22 protein-coding genes and 1 pseudogene are annotated in these 24300 nt (G+C 58.6%); 17 read left to right on the plus strand and 6 right to left on the minus strand.

All coding sequences use genetic code 11. The features are described from left to right. Positions 1-9 precede the first annotated feature (9 nt). A complete protein-coding gene (locus V476_RS17295) occupies positions 10-3114 on the minus strand; it encodes a multidrug efflux RND transporter permease subunit (RefSeq protein ID WP_016567326.1) in 3105 nt (1034 codons plus the stop codon). Then, positions 3111-4277, minus strand: a complete 1167-nt coding sequence (locus V476_RS17300; protein WP_024959541.1) for an efflux RND transporter periplasmic adaptor subunit — start codon at positions 4275-4277, stop codon at positions 3111-3113. Before V476_RS17300 ends, V476_RS17295 begins: the two co-directional genes overlap by 4 nt. Before the next feature lie 292 nt (positions 4278-4569). Here V476_RS17300 and V476_RS17305 point away from each other — a divergent pair, with 292 nt between their 5' ends. The 7 genes and pseudogenes from V476_RS17305 (at position 4570) to V476_RS17335 (ending at position 11453) form a co-directional block, all read left to right on the plus strand. Then, positions 4570-4950: a hypothetical protein gene (locus V476_RS17305; protein WP_003341852.1), complete on the plus strand. Its 381-nt coding sequence runs from the start codon at positions 4570-4572 to the stop codon at positions 4948-4950. A 330-nt stretch (positions 4951-5280) separates the two neighbouring features. Then, on the plus strand, positions 5281-5865 hold the full coding sequence (locus V476_RS17310; protein ID WP_003314067.1) for a fimbrial protein: 585 nt from the start codon (positions 5281-5283) through the stop codon (positions 5863-5865). A 63-nt stretch (positions 5866-5928) separates the two neighbouring features. Next, positions 5929-6681 (plus strand): fimbrial biogenesis chaperone, encoded by a 753-nt coding sequence (locus tag V476_RS17315; RefSeq protein WP_024959542.1) that lies wholly within the window; start codon positions 5929-5931, stop codon positions 6679-6681. A 130-nt stretch (positions 6682-6811) separates the two neighbouring features. After that, on the plus strand, positions 6812-9346 hold the full coding sequence (locus tag V476_RS17320; protein WP_080278449.1) for a fimbria/pilus outer membrane usher protein: 2535 nt from the start codon (positions 6812-6814) through the stop codon (positions 9344-9346). Beyond that, a pseudogene (locus V476_RS17325) lies at positions 9337-10135 on the plus strand (fimbrial biogenesis chaperone). The gene V476_RS17320 and the pseudogene V476_RS17325 overlap by 10 nt, the downstream one beginning before the upstream one ends. A gap of 1 nt (position 10136) precedes the next feature. Then, positions 10137-11135, plus strand: a complete 999-nt coding sequence (locus V476_RS17330; protein WP_024959544.1) for a fimbrial protein — start codon at positions 10137-10139, stop codon at positions 11133-11135. 93 nt (positions 11136-11228) lie between these two features. Continuing rightward, entirely contained in the window at positions 11229-11453 is a 225-nt protein-coding gene (locus tag V476_RS17335; protein WP_003415292.1) for a hypothetical protein, read from the plus strand. 18 nt (positions 11454-11471) lie between these two features. Here the strand turns inward: V476_RS17335 and V476_RS17340 are convergent, their stop codons facing one another. From V476_RS17340 to V476_RS17350, 3 genes are all read right to left on the minus strand, one after another. Then, entirely contained in the window at positions 11472-12227 is a 756-nt protein-coding gene (locus tag V476_RS17340; RefSeq protein ID WP_003341865.1) for a YkgJ family cysteine cluster protein, read from the minus strand. A 117-nt stretch (positions 12228-12344) separates the two neighbouring features. Further along, entirely contained in the window at positions 12345-12806 is a 462-nt protein-coding gene (locus V476_RS17345; RefSeq protein ID WP_024959545.1) for a GNAT family N-acetyltransferase, read from the minus strand. A 65-nt stretch (positions 12807-12871) separates the two neighbouring features. Continuing rightward, a complete protein-coding gene (locus V476_RS17350) occupies positions 12872-13768 on the minus strand; it encodes a chemotaxis protein (protein ID WP_003408993.1) in 897 nt (298 codons plus the stop codon). A 607-nt stretch (positions 13769-14375) separates the two neighbouring features. Here V476_RS17350 and V476_RS17355 point away from each other — a divergent pair. The 10 genes from V476_RS17355 (at position 14376) to V476_RS17400 (ending at position 23160) form a co-directional block, all read left to right on the plus strand. Continuing rightward, on the plus strand, positions 14376-14885 hold the full coding sequence (locus tag V476_RS17355; protein ID WP_003314076.1) for a disulfide bond formation protein B: 510 nt from the start codon (positions 14376-14378) through the stop codon (positions 14883-14885). A gap of 251 nt (positions 14886-15136) precedes the next feature. Beyond that, positions 15137-15337 carry a hypothetical protein gene (locus V476_RS28625; protein ID WP_003314077.1) on the plus strand — a complete coding sequence of 67 codons (201 nt, stop codon included), beginning with the start codon at positions 15137-15139 and terminating at the stop codon, positions 15335-15337. 10 nt (positions 15338-15347) lie between these two features. After that, positions 15348-16289, plus strand: coding sequence for a ubiquinol oxidase subunit II (gene cyoA / locus V476_RS17365; protein ID WP_003421829.1), 942 nt, complete (start codon positions 15348-15350; stop codon positions 16287-16289). Between the two features lie 3 nt (positions 16290-16292). After that, complete coding sequence (gene cyoB / locus V476_RS17370; protein ID WP_003341876.1) at positions 16293-18305, plus strand: cytochrome o ubiquinol oxidase subunit I; 2013 nt, start codon at positions 16293-16295, stop codon at positions 18303-18305. Positions 18306-18308: 3 nt separating this feature from the next. Then, positions 18309-18941: a cytochrome o ubiquinol oxidase subunit III gene (cyoC, locus tag V476_RS17375; protein ID WP_024959546.1), complete on the plus strand. Its 633-nt coding sequence runs from the start codon at positions 18309-18311 to the stop codon at positions 18939-18941. Beyond that, the gene (gene cyoD, locus V476_RS17380; RefSeq protein ID WP_002552345.1) at positions 18941-19273 is read left to right on the plus strand and encodes a cytochrome o ubiquinol oxidase subunit IV; all 333 of its coding nucleotides are present in this window, start codon (positions 18941-18943) and stop codon (positions 19271-19273) included. Before cyoC ends, cyoD begins: the two co-directional genes overlap by 1 nt. Before the next feature lie 10 nt (positions 19274-19283). Continuing rightward, on the plus strand, positions 19284-20171 hold the full coding sequence (gene cyoE, locus V476_RS17385) for a heme o synthase (RefSeq protein WP_003314082.1): 888 nt from the start codon (positions 19284-19286) through the stop codon (positions 20169-20171). Positions 20172-20425: 254 nt separating this feature from the next. Next, positions 20426-21310 (plus strand): glycosyltransferase family 2 protein, encoded by an 885-nt coding sequence (locus tag V476_RS17390; RefSeq protein WP_003341880.1) that lies wholly within the window; start codon positions 20426-20428, stop codon positions 21308-21310. Between the two features lie 37 nt (positions 21311-21347). Continuing rightward, the gene (locus tag V476_RS17395; RefSeq protein ID WP_003314084.1) at positions 21348-21989 is read left to right on the plus strand and encodes a CatB-related O-acetyltransferase; all 642 of its coding nucleotides are present in this window, start codon (positions 21348-21350) and stop codon (positions 21987-21989) included. Between the two features lie 151 nt (positions 21990-22140). Beyond that, positions 22141-23160, plus strand: a complete 1020-nt coding sequence (locus tag V476_RS17400) for a branched-chain amino acid aminotransferase (RefSeq protein WP_003314085.1) — start codon at positions 22141-22143, stop codon at positions 23158-23160. Between the two features lie 56 nt (positions 23161-23216). On the opposite strand, the gene V476_RS17405 is transcribed toward V476_RS17400, so the two are convergent. Beyond that, positions 23217-24215: a hypothetical protein gene (locus V476_RS17405; protein WP_024959547.1), complete on the minus strand. Its 999-nt coding sequence runs from the start codon at positions 24213-24215 to the stop codon at positions 23217-23219. Positions 24216-24300: the final 85 nt, after the last annotated feature.

Below are 24300 nucleotides of genomic sequence, written 5' to 3' on the forward strand. Positions count from 1 at the left end.
GGGCGACTCTCACTTGTGCAGGGCCAGCGCCGGTGCGTCGGGCGCCGGGTGACGTCGATGAAACAACCGCTCCAGTTGCAGATAAATGACCGGCGTCGTGAACAACGTGAGCATCTGGCTCACCAGCAGGCCGCCGACCACGGCAATGCCCAGCGGCTGACGCAACTCGGAACCGACGCCGAAACCGAGCATCAGCGGCAGCGCGCCGAGCAGCGCGGCGAGGGTGGTCATGATAATCGGTCGGAAGCGGGTGATGCAGGCCTCATAAATGGCTTCGTGGGGCGTGAGGCCCTGCTCGCGCTGGGCCTGCAGGGCAAAGTCCACCAGCAGAATACCGTTCTTTTTGACGATACCGATCAGCAATACCACGCCGATCAAAGCCATGATCGAGAAGTCCTGCCCCATCATCCACAGCAGCAAAAGTGCGCCGATACCTGCCGAGGGCAGGGTGGAGATGATGGTCAGCGGGTGCACGAAGCTTTCATAGAGCACACCCAGAATGATGTACACCGCCACCAGCGCCGCAAGGATCAGCCAGGGCTGGTTGGCCAGCGAACTCTGGAACGCCTGTGCTGCGCCCTGGAAGCTGCCGATGATCGAGGCGGGCATGCCGATTTCGTTCTTGGCCTGATCGAGCATGCGCACAGCATCACCCAACGCGACCCCGGGAGCCAGGTTGAATGACAGGTTCGCTGCCGGGAACATCCCGTCATGGCTGATCGATAACGGTCCCATGCGCGGCGCACTGACTTTGGCCAGCGCCGACAGCGGCACCATTTCGCTGGTCAGCGGTGAGCGCAGGTAGAAGTACGCCAGGCTTTCGGCCTTGCCGCGCTGCTGGGCGTCCAGTTCAAGGATTACCTTGTACTGGTTGACCTCCGTCTGATACTCGCTGATCTGCCGCTGGCCGAACGCGTCGTACAGCGCCTGGTCGACATCGGCCGTGGTCAGGCCGAAGCGCGCGGCAGCACTGCGGTCGATGTCGATGTGCGTGACGCTGCCGCCCAGTTGCAAGTCGTTGGACATGTCACGAAACGCCGGGTTGCTGCGCAGCTTTTCAGTCAGCCGTTGTGTCCAGGTGTTGAGTAGTTCGCCGTCGTTGCTCTTGAGCACGTACTGGTACTGACTGCGGCTCGGCCCGGAACTGAGGTTGATATCCTGCCCGGCGCGCAGATACAGAACGATGCCCGGGACTTTGGCCAGTTTGGGGCGCAGGCGGTCGATGAACTCGCTGACCGACACATCGCGTTCGGCGCGTGGTTTGAGCGAGATCCAGAAGCGGCCGTTGGCGATGGTCTGGTTGCTGCCCGAAACACCGACCGAATGCGAGAACGCCAGCACGGCAGGGTCCGCGCCGACGATCTTTGCCAGCTCCAGGTGTTTTTCCACCATGTCCGGGTAGGAGATGTCGGCAGCGGCCTCGGTGGTCCCGAGTGCAAAAGCGGTGTCCTGGACCGGGAAGAAGCCTTTGGGTATGAGGATGTAACCGACCACTGCCAGCGCCAGGGTCAGGCCGAACACGCCAAGCATCAGCCGCTGATGGGCCAGGGCCTTGCGCAAGCCACGCTCGTAGGAGGCGAGCAGGCGTTCACCGAATCCCGGTTTCTGATGCGGGTGATGGGTGGGCGCGCGCATGAACAAGGCGGCCAGGGTGGGCGCGAGGGTCAGGGAGACGACCACCGAAATAAGAATGGTCGCGGTTGCGGTCAGTGCGAATTCCTTGAACAGTCGCCCGACCACGCCGCCCATGAACAACAGTGGAATGAACGCCGCCACTAACGAGAAGCTGATCGACACCACGGTAAAGCCGATTTCCCCGGAGCCCTTTATCGCGGCTTCGCGCATGCCCTGGCCGGCTTCGAGATGACGGTGGATGTTCTCGACTACCACGATGGCGTCATCCACCACGAAACCGACCGCGACCACGATGGCCACCAGTGTCAGGTTGTTCAGGCTGAAGCCGAACAGGTACATCATCGCAAAGCTGGCAATCAGCGAGACCCCGAGTACCGCACTGACGATCAGGGTGGCTGACAGTTGGCGCAGGAACAGCGCCATGACCGCCACCACCAGCAGCACCGCGATCATCAGGGTCAGTTCCACCTCATGCAGCGAGGCACGGATGGTACGCGTACGGTCGTTGAGTACCGAGACATCGACGCTGGCCGGGAGCATTTCCTGCAGGCGTGGCAGTTCACCCTGGATACGGTCCACGGTGTCGACAATGTTGGCGCCCGGCTGGCGGAAGATGGCGATGTTGACGCCTTGCTGATCGCCGGACCACGCTTTGACGTAGGCGTTTTCCGAGCCCGCGACCACCCGAGCCACATCCTTGAGCTGGACGGGCGCGCCGTTCTTGTAGGAAACGATCAGTTGCGCGTAGTCCTGCGGCTTGAACAACTGGTCGTTGGAAGACAGGGTTGAAATACTGTCCTTGCCGTACAGGGCACCCTTGGCCAGGTTCAGGCTGGTCTGTTGCACCGCCTGGCGAATGTCCGCCAGAGTCAGCCCCAGCGCAGCCAGTTTCTCGGGAGCGGCCTGGACACGAATCGCCGGACGCTGCTGACCGGTGATGAAGACCTGGCCCACCCCTTCGATCTGGCTGAGCTGGCGCGCCAGAATGGTTTCGGTGACGTCGCTCAGCTCGGTGCCGGGGATCAGGCTGGAGCTCACGCTGAGAATCAGCACCGGGCTGTCGGCCGGGTTGACCTTGCGCCACGTCGGCAGGTTGGGCAGATCGGCCGGCAAGCGTCCGGCTGCGGTATTGATGGCGGCCTGGACTTCCTGCGCCGCAGTGTCGATGCTTTTGTTGAGCGTGAATTGCAGTGTCAGGTTGGTGGAGCCCAGTGCGCTGCTGGAGGTCATCTGGGTCATGCCCGGTATCGCGCTGAACTGCACTTCCAGTGGCGTGGCAACCGAAGACGCCATGGTCTCGGGGCTGGCGCCGGGCAGCTGCGCTGTGACCTGGATGGTCGGGAATTCCGCTTCCGGCAACGGCGCGATCGGCAGCCGCGGAAAGGCAATGACCCCCAGTAGGACCAATGCAAAGGTCAACAACAAGGTGGCCACCGGGTGGTCGATGCACCACGCCGACACCGAGCCCCGGCCGTTCATCGTGCAGGCTCCGCTTGCGCGCTGGCGACATCCGCAGCAGGCGCAGTGATCACCTCGACCGTTGCTCCCGGGCGTAGCCGCGACTGGCCGTCGCTGACCAGTACATCGCCAGCACGTGGTCCGCTGATCAGTGTCTGTTCGCTGTCCTGATAGAGCACTTTGACGGGTACGACTTCCACCTTGTTGTCGGCAGTGAGCCGATAGACGAAGTGCAGGTCAACACCGCGCTGCACTACTTGTGGCGGCACTTTCAGCGAGTTGAGTTCGATACCGGTCTGGATCTTCACGGTCACCAGTTGCCCTGGCCAGAGTTGCTCGCCGGGGTTTTTGAACTGAGCCTTGGCGCGGATCGTACCGGTGCCTGCCGACACCTGATTGTCGATCAATGAAAGCGTACCTTCACCCAAAAGCAGTCCGTTGGTCGCGCCGTCGCCCTGATACGCCCTGACGGTCGCAGCGTTGCGCTCGGCAATCAGCCCCTGCAGGGTCGGCAACATCTGCTGTGGCAGGGAAAACTCCACGGCAATCGGGTCTATCTGGGTCACTGAAAACAGCCCGGCAGCATCGCTGACGCGCAGGAAGTTGCCTTCATCGACATTGCGAATACCGACCCGTCCCGTCACCGGCGAGCGAATCTGGGTGTAGGACAACTGCACCTGTGAGGCGTTGATGCTCGCTTCGTTGCCTTTCGCCGTGGCTTCGAGCTGCCTGACCAATGCCTGTTGCTGATCGAATGTCTGTCGCGAGATGCCATTTTCCTGGGTGAGCTGGCGATAGCGCTTGAGGTCCAGTTGCGCCACGTCCAACTGAGCCTTGCTCTGCGCCAACTGGGCACGCGCCTGTTCCAGTGCAGCCCGGATAGAGCGGTCATCCAGCGTTGCCAGCAGGTCCCCGGCCTTGACCTGCTGACCCTCCTTGACCAGCACGCGCGTCAGCACCCCATCCACCTGAGGGCGGATCACGACGCTTTGCAGCGACAGCACCGAACCGATCCCTGTGACGAAACGCGGCACGTCCTCAAGACTGACCGTGATCACTTTGACGGGCACAGCGGCAGCGGCATGTTTGGGGAGTGTGGCCGGGCGGGTCAGTTTCCAGCCGGCAATTGCCGCACAGGCGATCACCAGGACGACGGCGGTGACGGTCAGGGTCTTTCTGCGCATATGAAGAAAACGCCAAGTGTCGGTACGGAAGTAATGTTTTTTACAGCTTCCTTATAGCCTGCAAACCCGGTCAACAAAATGACTTTCAGCTGTCAGGTTTGTCAGAAAGCCTCCAGCGGGTGTGGCGTGCAGTCAAGAAAAGTCGGTATTGGACGATACCTATGTTGAAGAGATAGTTGTCCAGATGTTTATAAAGTCCTAGGAGTTTTCCTACATTTTCCTAAGTGGGTTTCTGGCAGGTCATTCTCTCATCAACTTAAATTATCGTATGAGTCAGTGAATGGAGTACGCCATGAGCAGTCAGAAAATGAACGGAAAAGTGATGTGGAAGTTACGGACCCTTGATAAACGCTTGTGGGTCGTAATCCTGTCGGCGCTGTGGCTGACTGCTCCCGCTGTGTCATGGGCTAAGGACGGTGCAATAACGTTGCGTGGCAGTATCGTCAACAGCAGTTGCAAGGTTTCCAGTACAGAGATGACGGCGCCCGGTGTTCAGTCGAGAACGCTGGAAGTTGCACCCGGGGTCACTATTCATGTGAGCACCGAACGTAATGTCTGTGGTGAACAGGCAATGCCCTTCGTGACGCAGTATCAGGTGTTGCCTGCCGCCGTGGTAATCGACGGAGAAGCCCTGCAGGCGCGCGCTGCTGTGGTCACGTTGAGCTATCAGTAACTAGCTGTCTGTCGTGTTTTTTCGTCCGGACTGTCACGTTCTAAAGTGGCAGTCCAGTGCCCGCAAAGTGTGAACGATAAATAACCTCGGCCACAGTGAAGTCGTCGGTAGTCTGTACCTGAGTTACGACGCGCTTCTGTGTGGAAAAGGGTTTTTATCAGCGTGCCCGGCACACCTTATAATTATTCCTACAGACCTGTCCTGCGTGTCGTGTTGTGTTGTCTGCGGGGTGAAAGTTACCGAGCTGACAGCACTGAAATAGACCTGGCTCTATAGTGCTCACCGTCCGATAGCGGGCACACACGAAATAACACAAGGAAGGTCGTTAGCATGAAAAAGCTTTCTCTTACATTGGCAGTTCTGGGCGTAATGGGCGTTGGCATGGCAGGTACCGCCAGTGCGGCGAACAACGGCACAATGGTCTTCAACGGAACACTGACCAATATCTCCTGCGATGTGGGGCCGGGCACGGGTGTCAGTGCGGGGACCAACCCTGGCGAAATCAATATCGACCTGGGCAACGTGTCCTTCTCCGATATCGGTGTATCGAGCGAAAGCCGATTCGAGACGGCTGCCCCCATCCAGTTGCTGGTCAACTGCAGTGCAGGTGCAGACCAATACAACATGGTGAAGATGCGCCTTATTGCCCGTAACGGCAGTGGCCTGGACAACAACGACGCGAAACTCCTGCGCACCACCGGTGCGGCAGATGGCGTCGGTATCGGCCTGCTCAATGCGTCCAGTGTGCTGATGGATCTGAGTGGTGACGAAACCGTCGACACCACGCTGATCAAGGATGGCGCCAACGGTGCCACCGCTGAAATCAATTTTGGCGCGGTGTATGTGCTTAACGGCACGCCCACCAATCCTGGTAATGCCGACGGCTTCCTGCCGTTCGTGATGGATTACGAGTAATCGTGTCGGACAGGGCGGGCAGCGCTCGCTCTGTCCTTTACCGAATTCAAGGTGAACGTCAGCATGTTTCCCGATTTTTTCCGCTACACGATGCTCGCCGCGTTGTTGTTCTGCGCATCCACTGCTCAGGCGGGCATCGTATTGAATACGACGCGAGTCATTTACCAGGGCACTGATAAAGAGGTCAGTCTGGGTGTTCACAACAGTGGCGGGGGAGAGATTCTCCTGCAGTCCTGGCTTGAATCTCCTGTGTCGGCGGCCAGCACTCACGAAAATCTGCCGAACTTGCCGTTCATTGTCACACCCGCACTTACGCGTATGGCCGGGGGTGGCAGGCAACTATTGCGGATCATTCATTCCGGTACCGACATGCCCACCGATCGTGAGTCGGTGTTGTGGCTCAATGTTCAGGAAATACCCCAGACCGCAGCAGAAAACACGCTGCAGATCGCGGTACGTCAGCGCATAAAAGTCTTCTTCCGGCCTGATGGTTTGCAGGGTGATCCACAGCAGGCTCCGGAAAGACTGAACTGGCAGTGGATCGATGACACCGGTGTACAGGTCGAAAATCCCGGCCCCTACCATGTCTCCATGCTCCGGATTTCCATACGCCAACACGACACTGAACTTGCCCATCTGGACAGTCAGATGCTGGCGCCGCATCAGCGTCTGAATATCCCGTTACAGCACACCCCGGCAAGTGCACCGTTGCTGTTGAGTTTCGTCAGTCTCAATGACTACGGCGGACAAGTGCCTTATCAGGCAACCCTTATCCATAAACAACCGGTTAACGCCGACAAGGCGTCGCCCCGATAAGCTGGCTTATCCACTGTCAGCGTTCACTATTCAAACCGTCGGGCCTCAGTGACAAGCAGCCCGGCAGACCTGCGTCTGTGTAAAAGGATTGCGCGGCGCGCGCGACAGCCGAAGTAGAGTGAAGACCGCTATGGAATGGCGCAAAGAAGTTAACAAGGGAGCCATTGCCCAGTGCGCGCTCCCTCACCCCCGACGCTGTGCGCTGGGTATCGGTTTCGGATTGACGTTGATGTCTGTACTCAACGCGTCAGCCGCCTCGTCGGGTAGCGACGGGCCAGCCAGATTCAATACGGCTTTTATCCAGGGAAGCGATCAGCCGGCTGACCTTCAGGAGTTTCTGCGCTCCAATAGCGTGCTGCCCGGTACTTACCGGGTTGATATCTACGTCAATCGCAAGCTGAGCGGCAGGCGGGACATCCGCTTTTTGAAAAATCCTCTGTCGGGCCTGATCGAGCCCTGCCTGTCGCTCGAGATGCTACAGAGCTTTGGTCTGGACTTGAGTCGTCTGCCGTCAGGTGAGGTATCTGCCCAGGCCTGTTTCGACCTGCCTGCGCGTGTCGAATTTGCTCGCGTCGACTATCAGCCCGGCGCGTTGCGACTGACGATCAGTGTGCCGCAAGCGGTGATGTCGCGCGGTACCCGTGGTTATGTGGCTCCGGAGCTTTGGGATCAGGGCGAGACCGCAGGCTTTATCAATTACAACTTCAATGGCAGTCGGCGGCGTAACAAGGGCCTGGAAACGGATCAGTACTACGTAGGGCTGCGAAACGGCCTGAACGTCGGCGCCTGGCGTTTGCGCAACGAGTCCTCTCTGGTGGGCGGCAGTGACAGGCCATGGCGTTATCGCAGTAATCGTACGTTCGCGCAGCGCGACATCACTACCCTGAAAAGCCAGTTCACGCTGGGCGAGACGTTTACCGATTCGCAGGTCTTCGACAGTGTCCGCTTCAGGGGCGCGGCCCTGGCCTCTGACGATGGCATGCTATCTGACAGTGAGCGCGCCTATGCCCCGGTCATCCGCGGGATTGCCGAAACCAATGCCACCGTGGAAGTTCGCCAGAACGGTTTTCTGCTCTACAGCGGCAGTGTGTCGCCCGGGCCTTTCGAGATTGCCGATATCTATCCCAGTGGCTCCAATGGCGACTTGTCGGTGTCTGTCATCGAAGCCGACGGGCGCGTACGAACCTTCACCCAGGCCTATGCGTCGCTGCCGATCATGGTTCCCGCAGGCTCGTTGCGCTACAGCCTGGCCGGCGGGCAGGTCGACAACAACGACGATCAGCAGGCTTCTCCGGCGTTTGCCAGCGCAGCTCTGATCTATGGTCTTTCCGAACGGATTACCGGGTTCGCCGGGGCACAACTGGCCGAGGATTATCAGGCCGCGAATATAGGCACCGGGGTCAACACCGGGCTGGGCGCGGTGTCGATGGACCTCACCCGCTCGGTCAGCAAGGTGGATCGGCAGGCGCGCAGTGGGCAGAGCCTGCGGGTGCGTTATGCCAATACGCTGGACGTCACCGACACCACGCTGGCAGTGGCCGGTTATCGTTATTCGACCGAGCAATACCGGACCCTGAACCAGCACGTCAGCGACAGCGGCGCGCAGCGGCGAGTGTTGTCCTCCGGGCTGGCGCGGGATCGGCTGGAACTCAGTATCACTCAGATAGTGCCCGGCCAGTCGGCGTCGCTGAGCCTGACGGCGTCCGAGCAGCGCTACTGGAACCTGCCCGGCAAGACCCGGCAACTTTACCTGTCCTATAACGCCGCCTGGCATTCGCTCAATTACAGCCTGTCCATGGAACGCAACGAGGATTTCGGTCGAAGCGGTGACCCGAGCACCGACAATCGTATTGCTCTGAGCGTGACCCTGCCGCTCGGACCCAGCCCCGGCTCGTCGCGATTGTCTTTCAACGCGGTACGCGACAGCCGTGGCGAGTACAACGCGCAGGCCGGCCTCAATGGCCAGGTGCTGGGCGACCGCGACACGTTCTATTCGGTACAGGCTGGACGTGACAGCACCTCCGGCAGTTTCGGTGCCGGCAAGGTCAGCACCAGCACGGCATTCGGCCGTTTCGAGGCCGGTTATAGCCAGGGCGAGGACTACGATGCATTCAGCCTGTCCGCCGCGGGTTCGCTGGTGGCGCATGCCGGAGGCGTGAACCTTGGGCAGGCCTTGGGAGAAACCTTTGCGCTGGTTCAGGTGCCGGATGTCGGTGGCGCCCGCTTGAAATCGTTCAGTAACGTCGAGACCGCCGGCAACGGCTATGCGGTTCTGCCTTATGCGCAGGCCTACCGCACCAACTGGGTCAGCCTGGATACCCGGCAGCTGGGCGCTGATGTCGATCTGGAGAATGCCATCACCCAGATCGTGCCGCGCAGGGGCGCGATACCGGTGGTGCGCTTCAAGGCCAATGTGGGCCGCCGGGTCCAGTTCGAACTGGTCCGCACCGATGGCAGCAAGGTGCCGCTGGGCGCCAGTGTCGAAGATGAGCAGGGCAGGGCGCTGGCAGTGGTCGATCCAGGCAGCCAGGCGCTGGTGCTCAGCGAGCAGGATGCCGGCAGCCTGTGGGTGCGCTGGTCCGATCAGCGCTGTCAGGCAACATTCTCGCTACCGCCCAGAGACCCGTCGCGAGCCTACGAGCGGATCAGGGTGGTATGCCGATGAGCATCTTCGCTGGCGCATGCAAGGCGCTGTTGACGGCTGTGCTGTTGACGAGCGGCCTGGCGGCGCAGGGTGCTGTTTCGCTGAGTGGAACGCGGCTGATTTTCGACGGGCAGTATCGCGAAGTCACGCTCGAGGTGCGCAATCGCGGCAAGTCCGAGGCACTTGTACAGGCCTGGCTCAGCGACGCCGCGGACGATGCCGACACCCCGGGTGAGCTTCGCAAGGCGCTGCCATTCGTGGTCACGCCACCGCTTTCACGCCTGCCGGTAGGCGGCAGGCGGCAGGCAGGCCTTGCGCGTGCTGTATCAGGGCATAGGCATGCCGCAGAAATACGAGTCGCTGCTGCATCTTTACGTGCTTGAGATACCCCGACGCCAGGACGGTGCGGGGCAGTTGAACATCGCCGTGCGCCAACGCATCAACGTGTTCTACCGGCCCCCCGGCCTTGACGGTGATCCGGCCGACACCCCCGCGCGGCTGCTGTGGACACTGACTCATGACCCGTCGCACGCCTTGGTGCTGACGGTCAGTAACCCGACGCCCTACCACGCCGCTCTGCAAGCGCTGCATATCGACGGGGTGCAGCTCGGCGATCATCTGCTGTTGGCGCCGGGCGCCCAGATTTCGATGGTTGTACCGGCGAGTGTCGAGCCCTCTGCCACGCATCGTTTTTCATACCAGGCGCTGACCGACTACGGCGGCCGACGGACTCATTGCGCACAGCTCACCGGGCAGACGGCCACTACCGCCAGACTGCCGAAAAACAATTCCATTCAGGACGAATGCTGATATGAAACATCTCTCTGCCAGAGGCTGGCTGCGATCCCTTGCCGTGTTGCTGTTAATGCAGCCGGCTTCCACCTTCGCAGTGGTTTGTACCACTCAACGGACGGGCGAAACCGAAATTCACGATGATCTGAGCAGTACGGTGGCAATCCCGGAGTCGATGCCTGACGGGGAAGTGGTATGGCGTTCCGAACCTCTGACTGTTCAGGTCGAGTGCGCCAGAGAGGGCTGGCAGTCCGAAGCGGAGGAAGTTTTTATCTACCTGAATCCGGACAATCGTTCGATCGGTCAGGGGATTCGTGCCGGAATGACGTTGCAGGGCATCGATCACCTGCAAGGCAGTGGTCGGGTCGGTACCGGTAGCTACGTGCCGGTGTGTCGCGAGGGTGAGAGCACGCTCGAAAACTGCCCGAAAGTGCGCTTTAGCCTGGCGTTTTCGGTATTTATCCAGAAGTTCGGCGCTACACCGTCCTCCGGCGTGGCCAGTGATTTGCTCGATTACCGGTTTTTTCAGCTGGGCGGCGCGACAGACCCGAGTCTGCTGTCAGGGCGCAGCCTCAGTTATGTAATCAATAACCTGCGGGGACTGAGGTTCGTGGCCTGCGATGCCGATCTGCAAGTGCTCCCGGAAACCGTGGAATTTGGCGACGTTGCGATACACCAGGTGGCCATTGGCAAAGTGACTGCCACCCAGACATTCTCCCTGCTGACCAGCCGCAGCTGTGATTCGCCGTTCAGCATCGATGCACGTTTCAGGCCGGTGACAGGCAATCTGTCTGGCGAGCTGCTGATCCCCGTCGGTAATGATTCATTGGGGATACGCATTACCAGTGCAGTCAACGGTCAGCCGCTACGTTACAACGAGCCATTCCATCTGGCGGAATTGCTCGGCGAAACCAACACGGCCAGGGCGGACTTCAATGCCGAACTGCTGTGGAATACCAGCACGCCACGGCCCGGACCGTTTAATGCCGAGGTGATGGTCGATCTGTTCTACAAATGACGGCGACAGGAGGCTCGGGCGGTTGTGCGGCGATTGATGTATGCTGCGCGGCCGCGGGCATCTGCCCGGCCAATTCGACTTTCTGGTGACACCATGACCACGCCTGAACAACCTCCTGTTCAAGACGCCGCAGCCGACTCCGTCGCAGACACTGAAAACAAGGCTGTCATTGCGCCTTTCAGCTTTCCGTTCAAGCCTTCGGAGTTTGCCCAGGCCAAAAAGGAGCCGGCGTGGCATCAGAAAAACAACAAGCACGGCCACCACAAGACCCCGGGCGTCGCGCCGGCTGGCACCCGCAGGTCGATGGGCAAGCGCTGATCGCCTGAATGATCCTGCTCAGGCCGCCTGCAAGGGGATGAACAGGTAGGAAACCGGCTGCCGGTCAGTCACCTCGGCACCTTCCTGTTGCAGGGTGTCCAGAACGTGCTGGCCGGCGACGTGAAACGCCCACTTCGAACCTTGGGTCCGCTCATCCTGCGCAGGATTTGCGACCTCTTCGATGGCAGCGGCAAACGCGCCCATGTCAGGCAGGTAAGCGACGAAACCATTGCCCTTGAGGGCGGTGGTACGAATGCCGAGCTTCTGGCAAATCAGCTGTTTGGTCTCTATCTCATCCCGGTCGGCCTGACGCGACTGTTCGATCAGGTCTATCAGTTGCGTATCAACCAGCCTGTCGTTGACGATAAGGTCAGGACCCTGCTCCCAGGACTCCGGCGGGCAGCCTTTGTTCTCCGGGCGTAACGGGATGTGCGGGTTGATCTCCATCGGATAGATTCGGCACACCAGTGGCCGGCGCTCGTAGATGCGACACAGGTTCTTCTCGTCAAGATTCCGGCAGCGCCCCACGTTGTAGGCCGCGAAGGTGATCGCCACAAAGGCTGTGGTGCTGCCAGTGCTGACCTCGGCTGAGCGACGGCTGGCATGGGTCAGCTGCGTCTCGGAAACCCCGTAGCCATTGCTCAGAAATGCCTCGGTCAGCACGATGACGTTGCCGCCATCGGCCGCCCACTGCGCGGCTTCGTCGAGCGTCAGCGGTACGTGATGGTCGGTGCAGCAGCCGCCACACCCTACGCAGGAAAACTTGGTGTCCATTATCTCGATGACCCGTCCAACAGGTAGGCGGCAAGCGACAACAATTGGTCACTCACTCGCTTGGTGTCTCTCGGGAAGCAAGTTGCGCGCCAGACGTTGGCGGGGTCGGTCGCGGGTTCAGGCTGCAGGGATGTCGAAACGCTTGAGATAGACCATTGCGGATTTTTCATAAAGCCGCCGTGCCGCCAGGTTGTTTTCCATGACGTGAAGGTCGACCGATGCTTCATTACGCGTACGCAGATGGGTGAACAAATGATTGAGCAGGGCGTGGCCGATCCCGCTGTGTCGCACATCAGGGTGCACCACCAGGTCCCTGATGAATGCGCTGGTCCAGCACACGATCACACCGACTACCGTTTCGTTACGCATGGCCAGAAAGCACAACGACGGATCGCATTCGGGATCGTGTTCGAATGCAGCCAGCCAGTCTGGATAATCCGCTACGCAGCCTGCCGCGCTGCCATACCCCAGGGTCAGCAGGCGGTGAACCTCTGCGGCTCGCTCAAGCGTAAGGGGATGTGGCTGGATGCCAGGCGGCCAGGCCGGGATGTGCACTGGCACTGCAAGATCCCGACGCATCAGCCAGTAATGCGCGGCGGATGCATCGGTCATGTTCGGACGTTGTGTCGCTGTGCGCTCAGGGATCAGAGCCCTTGGGCGACCACCGTACGTGCGGCCTCGATCAGGCATTTGGTCAACTCGGGTGACGAGAACTTGGTCAGCACGGCATTGGCCCCGGCGATCTGCGACTTCTCGCTGTTCATCGCGCTGTCGAGCGAGGTGTGCAGCAGGATGTACAGGTCACTGAAGTCCGGGGTATCCCGAAGTGTGCGGGTCAGGGCGTAGCCGTCCATCTCTGACATCTCGATATCGGACACCACCACGTTGATCTGCCGCGCAGTACCCTGCAGATCGAGCAGAACATCGATGGCCTCTTTGGCACTGCGCGCCGTGTGGCATTCGAGACCGAGATTGCGCAAGGTGATGATCGATTGCTGCAGCGCAACCTGACTGTCATCGACGACCAGAATCCGCGCCTTGCTCAGCAGTTCCGCATCCTCTTTGGCCAGCTCTGTGGACTGCACGACGATCTGCGCAGGGGCGATACCGTGGATAACTTTCTCGATGTCCAGTACCTGCACCAGCACGCCATCGACCTGGGTGACCCCGGTGATGAACGACTTGCTGCTCGACCCGTAGGGTGGCGGACGGATATCGGTGGTCAGGCAATGCACAATCTTGCTCACGGCCTGAACGTGCAGGCCCTGTTTCGAGCGGCTGACATCCGTGACGATCAGGCAGCCACCGTCGGGATCGGCCAGCGGCCGCTCGCCGATCGCACGACTCAGATCGATAACCGACAGCGACGAACCACGTAACGTCGCGATGCCTTTGACGTGTGGGTGCGATTCGGGAAGATGGGTCAGAGGCGGGCAGGGAATGATCTCGCTGACCTTGAGCAGGTTGATCGCCATCAGCTTGCCGCTGCGCAACGTGAAGAGGAGCAGCGAAAGTGAATCTGCTCGGACGTTCTTGGACATATGAACCTTCTGGCTGTAGGTGTTTCGTCGCCTGGTAGCGGCAAACAACTTTCTATGACAGGTTATCGACCTGAGGCGCGCTGGCTTGAGGATTTTTAACCGACAGCCGAGCGTACCGTTCGCTTGCCATTGGAAGTCGTTGCACTGCACCGTGGCGCGCCCGACAAGCGGACTGCCCACGTGCCGATGGTGGCAGTCTGGCTTCGGTTGCGTCAAACCTGGGGAGGGCTGCAGATTGTCGCGCTCTGTATTCCGACAACCTGCGTAGCGGGTTCCCACGCCATAGTGCTTTGCCAGAAAGGCGCCCTGCGACAAAATACCGCAGCTATATATAGAAGAAGAGCTGCGACAAACTGACGCACCCTTCTATATATAGAAGGGCTTTGCATCCGGCCCCTGCAAAAAACGTCCTGGCGGTCGTGGATCTGCTGCCATGCAGACCACCTGGCCGGCAAATGCGTCCGTATGGCTGGCCAATGCTTGAGTTGCCGAATCAGACAGATGATCATCGCGCACGCCTCGGCCCAGTCAGGCCGTCCCCACCGTTGAGGCTGCGCACCCTGCACGGCGCAGGCCAACCCTTTCATCAGTTCAGTAAGGTATGTGAATGAGCGACAACACGTTGTACCTGAGACGCGAAAAGCGCTTTCTGGTTTTGCTGGGCATTATCTGCCTGGCCCTGATCGGCGGCGCCCTGTACATGCAGATCGCCCTGGGCGAAGCGCCGTGCCCGCTGTGCATCCTGCAGCGTTACGCACTGTTGTTCATCGCCATTTTTGCGTTCATCGGCGCCGCCATGCCCGGACGCCGCAGCGTTACGGTGTTTGAAACCCTGGTCACCCTCAGCGCCCTTGGCGGCATTGCTGCTGCCGGCCGGCACGTCTGGATCCTCGCCCATCCGTCCGACAGCTGCGGCATCGATGTGCTGCAGCCGATTGTCGACGGCCTGCCATTGGCTACACTGTTCCCTACCGGGTTTCAGGTCAGCGGTTTCTGCACGACGCCATATCCGCCGGTTCTCGGATTGTCACTCGCGCAATGGGCGCTGACAGCGTTTGTCCTGACTGCAGTTCTGGTACCGGCGTGCATCATCCGTAACCGCCGCAACCCTTACTAACTACAGGGGCTTTCGCAAAAATGCCCCGTGAATGCGGGGCTTTTTTCGCGTGTAATGATGCGTTTGAAGAGCGATTGTTACGCATATAGAGAATAACTGTTACAAAATTAGGCATAGTCATTAAAAATTTACGTATCTACAATCCCCGTCAGTTGTCGTTCAGCTTGGCCGAACGATCAGCATTTTGAGGCTTGGAGCGTCCCCTGTGCACTCTGAACAGGCAGCGCAACGCTTGCCTCTGAGGGCGTATAATGGCCGCGTCGAAAGCGTCTGCCCGAAGTTTTGGGCAGTTCCAGCAACTCAAAAAACAAGAATCCATAGCTAAACCCGGACTTGTCGATACGCCGCTGTGCGTACTGGCGGCCCTTGTTCAATTCAAAAAAATTAGCCGGCACTGGCAGGGCGAAGTGTTGGCGGTCGAAACCCAACTGCACCGCGCAAGCTGCTTTTAGAGGTCGTGAAATGAGTAAAAAAAGGTACCCCAGGTTTTTTGGCTTCTTGGCCCTTTTCTGTATGCTTTTGCTCAGTGGATGCGATGGCGTACCTCTGCTCGATCCAAAAGGGCAGGTGGGTATCGAGCAGCGGAACCTGATCATAATCGCAACGCTGCTGATGCTGATTGTCGTGATCCCGGTCATCCTGATGACCCTGATCTTCGCCTGGAAGTATCGCGCATCGAACAAGGCCGCCAAGTACACGCCGGACTGGTCTCACTCCACCAAGATCGAAATCGCAGTCTGGGGCGTACCCATGTTGCTGCTGGTCTTTCTGGGGTACATCACTTACGTCTCGACGCACTCGCTGGACCCTTACCGTCCGCTTGATTCGGACGTCAAGCCGGTCACCATCCAGGCGATCTCGGTTGACTGGAAATGGGTATTCGTTTATCCGGACTATGGCATCGCTACGGTCAACAAGATCGTGTTCCCGGCCAAGACGCCGATCAATTTCCAGGTCACTTCGGACAGCGTGATGAACTCGTTCTTCATCCCGGGTCTGGGTGGTCAGATCTACGCGATGGCGGGCATGCACACCAAGCTGCATTTGATCGCCAACGAGAATCACGAATTCAACGGTATTTCGGCCAACTACAGTGGCGCAGGCTTTACCGGCATGAAGTTCAAGGCCATCGCTACCAGCCAGGCTGATTTCGACAGCTGGGTCAGCGAAGTCAAGAGCTCGCCCAAAAAGCTTGGCACGGCCGAATACGCCGAGTTGATCAAGCCGAGCGAACGCAACCCTGTCGAACTCTTTTCCTCGGTCACCCCGAACCTGTTCCAGATCGTCATCGACAAGTATGAAGGTATGAATCCAGGCAAGAAGGTTGTTGCTGGTGAGAAGGAAGTAGCCGGTGAGGCTGGTGCGGAAAAAGGCAAAAATTCAGCTGCTGGGGCAGAGGAGTAAACGATGTTTGGCAAATTAAGTCTGGAAGCGGTGCCGTTCCACGAGCCCATAGTCATGGTGACACTTGCCATGATCGCGCTCGGCGGCATTGCGGTTGTCGGGTTGATCACCTATTTCCGCAAGTGGACGTACTTGTGGTCTGAGTGGCTGACCTCTGTCGACCACAAGAAAATCGGCGTGATGTACATCGTCGTTGCCATGGTCATGCTGCTGCGCGGTTTTGCCGACGCGATCATGATGCGTACCCAACTGGCGATGGCCCAGAACGGTGCTGAAGGGTTCCTTCCGCCTGAGCACTATGACCAGATCTTCACCGCTCACGGTGTGATCATGATCATCTTCATGGCGATGCCGTTCTTCACGGGCCTGATGAACATCGTTCTGCCTCTGCAGATCGGCGCTCGCGACGTGGCGTTCCCGTTCCTGAACTCCCTGAGCTTCTGGTTGCTGGTAGCAGGCATGCTGCTCATCAACCTGTCTCTGGGTGTCGGTGAATTCGCCAAGACCGGCTGGGTTGCGTATCCGCCTCTCTCCGGACTGCAATACAGTCCTGGTGTCGGGGTTGACTACTACATCTGGGCGCTACAGTTATCCGGGTTAGGTACGACGCTGACGGGGGTCAACTTCCTCGTGACCGTTCTGAAAATGCGTACGCCTGGCATGAAACTGATGGACATGCCGATCTTCACCTGGACCTGCACCTGGGCAAACATCCTGATCGTGGCTTCGTTCCCGATCCTGACCGCTACCCTGGCGTTCCTGACCCTTGACCGCTACCTGGACTTCCACATTTTCACGAACGAAATGGGCGGTAACCCCATGATGTACGTGAACCTGTTCTGGGCGTGGGGCCACCCTGAGGTGTACATCCTGATCCTGCCGGCATTCGGCGTGTTCTCGGAAGTCATCTCAACGTTCTCCGGCAAGCGTCTGTTCGGCCACAAGTCGATGATCTTCGCCTCCGGTGCGATCTGTATCCTGGGCTTCATGGTCTGGCTGCACCACTTCTTCACCATGGGTGCGGGTGCCAACGTCAACGCCTTCTTCGGCCTGGCGACGATGCTGATCGCGATCCCGACGGGTGTGAAGCTATTCAACTGGCTGTTCACCATGTATCAGGGCCGTCTGCGCTTCACTGCGCCGGTGCTCTGGACCCTGGGCTTCATGGTCACCTTCTCGATCGGCGGCATGACCGGCGTTCTGTTGGCGATCCCAGGTGCTGACTTCGTGCTGCACAACAGCCTGTTCGTAATCGCTCACTTCCACAACGTCATCATTGGCGGTGCGGTATTCGGTTACATCGCCGGCTTCGCGTTCTGGTTCCCTAAAGCGTTCGGTTTCACCCTGAACGAGAAGTGGGGCAAGGCAGCGTTCTGGTTCTGGATCGTCGGCTTCTTCGTCGCCTTCATGCCGCTTTACGCGCTGGGCTTCCTGGGCATGACCCGTCGTCTGAACGCTACTGACATGCCAGAGTGGAACATCTACCTGGACGTCGCGCTGTTCGGCGCCGTGCTGATCGCCATGGGTATCGCTTCGCAGCTGATCCAGCTGTTCGTGAGTATCCGTGACCGCGACAACAACCGCGATCTGACCGGTGACCCATGGAATGGCCACACCCTGGAATGGTCCACTTCATCGCCTCCACCGTTCTACAACTTTGCCGAGCTGCCAAAAGCTGACGACGTCGACCCGTTCACCGATGCGAAACGTGCCGGTACCGCTTACAAGGTTCCTGCCCGCTACTCGGCGATCCACATGCCTAACAACACGGCGACCGGCCTGTACATGGGTATGTTGCTGACGGTCTTCGGCTTTGCATTCATCTGGCACATCTGGTGGCTGGTAGGCGCAAGCCTGGTTGCGACCATTGCCGTCTTCGTTGCTCACGCCATGCGTGACGACCAGGGCTACATGGTGCCTGCTGAAGATGTAGCGCGTATTGAAGGTGAGCATCACAAGGTCCTGGCGGCCAACGGTGCATACACTCCTGTCAAGTCCTCGCTGGAACAGGTTTAAACAATGTCAAATATTGCAATCAACTCCGGAGCCCACGATCACGGTCACGACTATGATCATGGGCATGACGATCACCACGACAGCGGTGGCATGACGGTCTACGGCTTCTGGCTGTACCTGATGACCGACTGCGTGTTGTTCGCCTCGTTCTTCGCGGTGTACGCCGTGATGGTCAACAGCGTCGCGGGCGGCCCGTCGGGCCAGGACATCTTCCTGCTGCCATTCGTGGCTGTGGAAACCGCGTTCCTGTTGGTCAGTAGTATCACTTACGGCTTCGCCATGCTGGCACTGTACAAGGGCAATAAAAGCCAGGTACTGGGCTGGCTGGCACTGACCTTCCTGTGTGGTGCTGCGTTTATCGGTATGGAAGTCTATGAGTTCCATCACCTGATCGAAGAGGGCTTCGGTCCTAGCCGCAGCGGCTTCCTGTCAGCGTTCTTCGCGCTGGTAGGTCTGCACGGCGTGCACGTGACCAGCGGCCTGATCTGGATGGCGATCATGATGTTCCAGGTCCAGAAAAAGGGCCTGACCAACACCAACAAGACGCGCCTGAGCTGCCTGAGCCTGTTCTGGCACTTCCTGGACGTTGTCTGGATCGGCGTGTTCACCGTTGTCTATCTGATGGGAGCTTTGTAATGTCAAATTCGCATCACTCCGCTGAAGACAATAGTCACGGCTCAGTGAAGTCGTACATCATCGGTTTCGTACTGTCGATCATCCTGACCGCCATTCCGTTTGCCCTGGTGATGTCACCTTCGCTGCCGAAGGACATGACGATCGCAATCGTTCTGGTCTTCGCGATCATCCAGATTCTGGTGCACCTGCATTACTTCCTGCATCTGGACTTCACAAGCGTGCAGCGTAACAACGTGATGGCCTTCGCCTTTACCACGATGGTTATTGTCCTGCTGGTCGGCTTGTCGCTGTGGATCATCTTCAGCGTCCACCGCGAAATGATGGCGCATTGAGGAATACCAGATGTCACTGAAGCACTTTATCCAAATCACCAAGCCGGGGATCATTTTCGGTAACGTGCTTTCGGTGGCAGGTGGCTTTTTTCTGGCTTCCAAGGGAAATATCGATTTCGGCGTGTTCCTTGCGGCGGTCATCGGTACTTCCCTGGTCGTTGCGTCCGGTTGTGTGTTCAATAACTGCATCGATCGCGATATCGATCAGCGAATGGAAAGAACCCGTAACCGGGTTCTGGTGCAGGGCCTGGTTTCTCTGAAACTGGCGCTGCTCTACGCAACCCTGCTCGGTATTGCAGGCGTTGGCCTGCTGTACACCGAGGCCAATCCGTTGGCCGCACTGTTTGCAGTGATCGGGTTCGTGATCTACGTCGGCCTTTACAGCCTGTACCTGAAACGCAGATCCGTTCACGGCACGCTGGTGGGCAGTCTCTCGGGGGCCATGCCGCCGGTGATTGGCTACTGCGCAGTGAGCAACAGCTTCGACTTTGCGGCACTCACGCTACTGGTGATGTTCAGCCTGTGGCAGATGCCGCATTCGTATGCGATCGCCATCTTCCGCTTCAATGATTACCGTGCTGCGAAGATTCCGGTTCTGCCGGTCAAGCGCGGCATTCTGGTTACCAAGCGCCACATCATGCTCTACATCCTGGCGTTCCTCGTAGCGACCCTGATGTTGACCGTGGGTGGCTATGCGGGCCTCAACTACCTGGCTGTTGCAGCGGGTATGGGTATGTACTGGCTGTACATGGCCTGGAAGGGCTACAAGGCCGTTGACGATACTGTCTGGGCTCGCAAGCTGTTCGTGTTTTCGATTTTCACCATCACTGCCTTGAGCGTGATGATGTCGGTCGACTTTCAGGTGACAAAAGAATTGCTGGTGACTTACGCTTTCTGATTCCACTTGATGCGCAACATGAAAACCCCGTTCTGCGAAGAACGGGGTTTTTTTTGAGTGCCGATCTACACTGAATGAAAGACAGGGCATGTCGGCAGTTTTTCCGCGGCTATAAATGCCTGTTCACAGGACGTTTTTGACCTTTCATGGAAAATCAGGAGCGCTTGCCGCATGATGTGCCGTTTTCAAGCGACCTGTTACAGATATTCGGTTTCCGAGCCCGTCAGGGCTGATCATGATTATGGCTGCTACCCATGATGTCTTCAGAAAGTCAGAACCCCACGCCCAGCCCTTTGGTTTCCATCGTTGCCCCTTGCTACAACGCCGAGCGATTTCTCGAGGTCGCGATTCAGAGTATTTTTGCTCAGGACTACGAGAATTTCGAGGTCATCGTCGTTGACGATGGCTCGACCGACAACAGCATTGCGATGCTGGAGTCCCTGCAGCAACGCTATCCTTTCCAGCTCTATCGCCAGGCCAATCAGGGCGTCAGTGCTGCCCTCAACCATGGTCTGCGTTACGCCAAAGGCGTGTACCTCTCTACGCCGGATCTGGATGACATCATGCTTCCCTCATCGGTGCGGATTCGTGCCGAGTATCTGGACAATCATCCCGCGGTAGGCTGTGTCGGCGCACTGGTCAGCTACATGGATGGCGACGGCAAGGAAATCAAACGTCAGTCCCGCGATCACATCGAGCGGCTGACGTTCGATGACATATTGCGCGGAGCGGTGGTCGTTGGCGCGCCGGTCGCTCTGTACCGCATGAAGGCCATTAAGGATGCGAACGGCTATGACCCGCAGATAAGGGTGCAAGATTTTCAGGCAACACTGAAAATCGCTCATCTGGGCTATGAAATTCATGTGCTCCCCGAGATCGTCACGCGCTATCGACGTCACCCGAACAACCTTTCGCGCAAGTACAAGGTGTTGCTTGAGGCTGACCTGAAAAGCATCGAGCCCTATCGGGATCATCGCGAATACCAGAGCGGTCGTACTCAGGCCATCAACAAAGCCTTGAAATATGCCGCGGTCGCGGACAAGCGATATGCCTGGGGGCTTTTGTTTTCCATCCCATGGAGGCAGATCAACAGAACGACCTTGCGGCGCTGCAAGCGTTTACTCCTGAGCTATCGGTAAGTGCTGCCTGACTGTCCAAAAAAATGTGATTGAAGATATGAAATTTATCGAGCTGTTGAAAAATAGAAAAATACGCAAGCAGTTGCGCAAGATGGACAAGCTGGACAGGCACGCCGAAAAAATCAGATTGAAATACCCGCGTGCGGTCGTTGGCGTGGGGACTTATGGCATTCCGGATATTGTCGACTTTGGTGACGATTCGGTGTTCAGGGTCGGTGCTTATACCTCCATTGCCGAGGGTGTGAAAATTCTACTGGGCGGCGAGCATCGCACGGACTGGATTACAACGTACCCGTTCCCGGCGATGGTCGCGCAAGTCGCGGATATTCAGGATTACGCGCCGAGCAAGGGCGATGTGGTGATCGGCAGCGACTGCTGGATTTGCGCCAATGCAACCATTGTGTCGGGTGTCACCATCGGCCATGGCGCCATTGTCGCGGCAGGTGCGATGGTCGTTCGGGACGTGGCTCCCTATTCGGTGGTGGGAGGCAACCCCTGCAAATTCATCCGTTGGCGATTCGACGAAGACATTCGCCAGCTGCTGCTCCAGGCGGCCTGGTGGGACTGGCCTGTCGAAGAGGTCAAGTCCGTTGCACGAACGTTGTGCAGCTCGGATATGGACACGTTTATCGACTATATCCGCGAGCGCCAGGTAGCGCCTCCGCTCCCGGTCGGGTGAGCTCTGGACGCATGAGGCTCCTGCCCGCAAGCCTGCTTCAGAAATGCCATGTCGGTTTGCATTTATTTCGAGCCTCATGGCCCGAATGATCTGGCAGAATAAGGCATTGGCCTGACTCGACCAGGCAGTCGCTAAAATGATAGAGGGCGTTATGAGTCAAGAAAGCATCAACTGGGACACTCTGGGTTTTGATTACATCAAGACCGACAAGCGCTACCTTTCTCATTGGCGCGACGGTGCCTGGGATCAGGGCTCGCTGACCGAGGACAACACGCTGCATATCAGCGAAGGGTCGACCGCGCTGCATTATGGCCAGCAGTGCTTCGAGGGCCTCAAGGCTTACCGCTGCAAGGATGGCTCGATCAATCTGTTCCGTCCCGATCAGAACGCCCAGCGCATGCAGCGCAGCTGCTCCCGCCTGTTGATGCCCCACGTCCCGACCGATGTATTCATTGAAGCCTGCAAACAGGTGGTCAAGGCCAACGAACGTTTCATTCCGCCTTACGGTTCCGGCGGCGCGTTGTACCTGCGCCCGTTCGTCATCGGTGTGGGTGACAACATCGGCGTGCGCACGGCGCCTGAGTTCATCTTCTCGATTTTCTGCATTCCGGTGGGCGCCTATTTCAAAGGTGGCCTGAAGCCGAACAATTTCGTCATCTCCGGCTACGACCGCGCTGCGCCCAACGGGACAGGCGCGGCCAAGGTCGGCGGTAACTATGCTGCCAGCCTGATGCCCGGTTCTGAAGCCAAGAAGCACAGCTTTGCAGATTGCATCTATCTCGATCCGCAGACCCACTCCAAGATCGAGGAAGTGGGTTCGGCCAACTTCTTTGCCATCACCAAGGACGATGTGTTCCTGACGCCCAAGTCGCCATCGGTGCTGCCGGGGATCACCCGCCTGTCGTTGATCGAACTGGCGAAATCCCGTCTGGGCCTGACGGTCGAAGAGGGTGATGTGTTCATCGACCAGCTCGGCGAGTTCAAGGAAGCGGGCGCATGCGGTACGGCTGCGGTCATTACTCCGATCGGCGGGATTTCCTACAAGGACAACCTGCACGTGTTCTACAGCCAGACCGAAGTCGGTCCTGTCACTCAGCGCCTGTACAAGGAACTGACCGGCGTTCAGTCCGGTGACATCGAGGCGCCAGCCGGCTGGATCGTCAAGGTCTGATGAGCTGACCCGGATCGTTCCAGCGTCGAACGCTGGAACGATCCTCGACCCAATGCTCAGGCTTCAGGTGTTTTCCCTTCCTCAAGCGGCTCCTTCGCCGGCCCCAGCACGATCGCCAGATGCCGCAAGTCGTCGACCTCCAGGCCATAGCTTTTGCCTGACGGGCTCTGTGTGACCGTTCCCAGCGCATACACCGTGAAAAACTTCACGTCATCCGCATGGCTCAGCAGCTCACTGATGTAGCGGCTGGAGCGATAGGCCTGCATCTGCGCGGGCGATACGTAGAGCGTCACCAGTTTGCCGTCCAGACGGTCGAAGAACCTGAACTTGAAACCCAACCCGTACCGCTGCTCGACCAGACCGCCTCCGAACAGCACCCGGCCGTTATCGCCTGATTGCGCGTATTTGATATGGCGAAAATACGAGCGCAACGAAACCTCGCCCTGGCCCGGAATTTTCAGCTTCAGCAGCTTGAAGTCTTCCAGTGACAGCTCGGCCTTGGCCTGCCGATAGCTGTCTACCAGCCGCTCGAGGTTATTGGTGCGCGTTTCGCTGTAGCGAGCAGTTGGTGGCTTGGCTGGTTCTGTGACTGGAAGCGTTGCAGCAGGGCGCTGGGCGCCAGCATCGGGTTTTTCCGGGCCGGACGCGTCTTTGGTCGGCGCCTTGATGACCGGGTCGAAGATATCGATGTAGTCGTCCAGCTTGCGTTTGGCCTTGCGCAGGCGTGTCTGTACATCGGTTTCTTCGACCGGAACGTTCGGTTCTTCCTCTGCTTCTGCGCGCTCATCCACCCATTCGCAGCCCGAGTGATGGTCGTAATGCGGGTTGGCGCGAAAGTGCGCGGCGACGAAGGTCGGGTTGTCCTGTGGCTTCACGTCATAGCGAACCCCGGTAACCTTCGCCCCCATTGTCCTGCACGCCTCGGTCGAGCAGAGAAACTCGAAGCGTGCGCGTGGCGGCTCCTGAGAGAAGTATTCGCGTCGGGCAGCGGCGATCGACAGCTCCTGCTGCAGTTCGACACAGTACGCACGGGTGATGGGTTTGCTGGGCTTCATGCTCGTTTGGCTGCCTTCCAGTGAGAGTTGCCGTAACACGCTATTTCACCCGGACACGCCTTGCAACCATTGCACAGCAGGACGT

It is taken from the genome of Pseudomonas syringae KCTC 12500 (assembly GCF_000507185.2).
Lineage (GTDB): Bacteria > Pseudomonadota > Gammaproteobacteria > Pseudomonadales > Pseudomonadaceae > Aquipseudomonas > Aquipseudomonas syringae.

Excerpts from the sequence above, each read along its gene's own strand:
- V476_RS17295 (WP_016567326.1), bottom strand. The coding sequence starts at position 3,114 with ATGAACGGCCGGGGCTCGGTGTCGGCGTGGTGCATCGACCACCCGGTG.
- V476_RS17355 (WP_003314076.1), top strand. The coding sequence starts at position 14,376 with ATGAGCGACAACACGTTGTACCTGAGACGCGAAAAGCGCTTTCTGGTT.
- cyoA (WP_003421829.1), top strand. The coding sequence starts at position 15,348 with ATGAGTAAAAAAAGGTACCCCAGGTTTTTTGGCTTCTTGGCCCTTTTC.
- V476_RS17400 (WP_003314085.1), top strand. The coding sequence starts at position 22,141 with ATGAGTCAAGAAAGCATCAACTGGGACACTCTGGGTTTTGATTACATC.
- V476_RS28625 (WP_003314077.1), top strand. The coding sequence starts at position 15,137 with ATGGCCGCGTCGAAAGCGTCTGCCCGAAGTTTTGGGCAGTTCCAGCAA.
- V476_RS17300 (WP_024959541.1), bottom strand. The coding sequence starts at position 4,277 with ATGCGCAGAAAGACCCTGACCGTCACCGCCGTCGTCCTGGTGATCGCC.
- V476_RS17390 (WP_003341880.1), top strand. The coding sequence starts at position 20,426 with ATGATGTCTTCAGAAAGTCAGAACCCCACGCCCAGCCCTTTGGTTTCC.
- cyoC (WP_024959546.1), top strand. The coding sequence starts at position 18,309 with ATGTCAAATATTGCAATCAACTCCGGAGCCCACGATCACGGTCACGAC.
- V476_RS17395 (WP_003314084.1), top strand. The coding sequence starts at position 21,348 with ATGAAATTTATCGAGCTGTTGAAAAATAGAAAAATACGCAAGCAGTTG.
- V476_RS17315 (WP_024959542.1), top strand. The coding sequence starts at position 5,929 with ATGTTTCCCGATTTTTTCCGCTACACGATGCTCGCCGCGTTGTTGTTC.
- V476_RS17310 (WP_003314067.1), top strand. The coding sequence starts at position 5,281 with ATGAAAAAGCTTTCTCTTACATTGGCAGTTCTGGGCGTAATGGGCGTT.
- V476_RS17405 (WP_024959547.1), bottom strand. The coding sequence starts at position 24,215 with ATGAAGCCCAGCAAACCCATCACCCGTGCGTACTGTGTCGAACTGCAG.
- V476_RS17305 (WP_003341852.1), top strand. The coding sequence starts at position 4,570 with ATGAGCAGTCAGAAAATGAACGGAAAAGTGATGTGGAAGTTACGGACC.
- V476_RS17335 (WP_003415292.1), top strand. The coding sequence starts at position 11,229 with ATGACCACGCCTGAACAACCTCCTGTTCAAGACGCCGCAGCCGACTCC.
- cyoD (WP_002552345.1), top strand. The coding sequence starts at position 18,941 with ATGTCAAATTCGCATCACTCCGCTGAAGACAATAGTCACGGCTCAGTG.
- V476_RS17320 (WP_080278449.1), top strand. The coding sequence starts at position 6,812 with ATGGAATGGCGCAAAGAAGTTAACAAGGGAGCCATTGCCCAGTGCGCG.
- cyoE (WP_003314082.1), top strand. The coding sequence starts at position 19,284 with ATGTCACTGAAGCACTTTATCCAAATCACCAAGCCGGGGATCATTTTC.
- V476_RS17340 (WP_003341865.1), bottom strand. The coding sequence starts at position 12,227 with ATGGACACCAAGTTTTCCTGCGTAGGGTGTGGCGGCTGCTGCACCGAC.
- V476_RS17345 (WP_024959545.1), bottom strand. The coding sequence starts at position 12,806 with ATGCGTCGGGATCTTGCAGTGCCAGTGCACATCCCGGCCTGGCCGCCT.
- V476_RS17330 (WP_024959544.1), top strand. The coding sequence starts at position 10,137 with ATGAAACATCTCTCTGCCAGAGGCTGGCTGCGATCCCTTGCCGTGTTG.
- V476_RS17350 (WP_003408993.1), bottom strand. The coding sequence starts at position 13,768 with ATGTCCAAGAACGTCCGAGCAGATTCACTTTCGCTGCTCCTCTTCACG.
- cyoB (WP_003341876.1), top strand. The coding sequence starts at position 16,293 with ATGTTTGGCAAATTAAGTCTGGAAGCGGTGCCGTTCCACGAGCCCATA.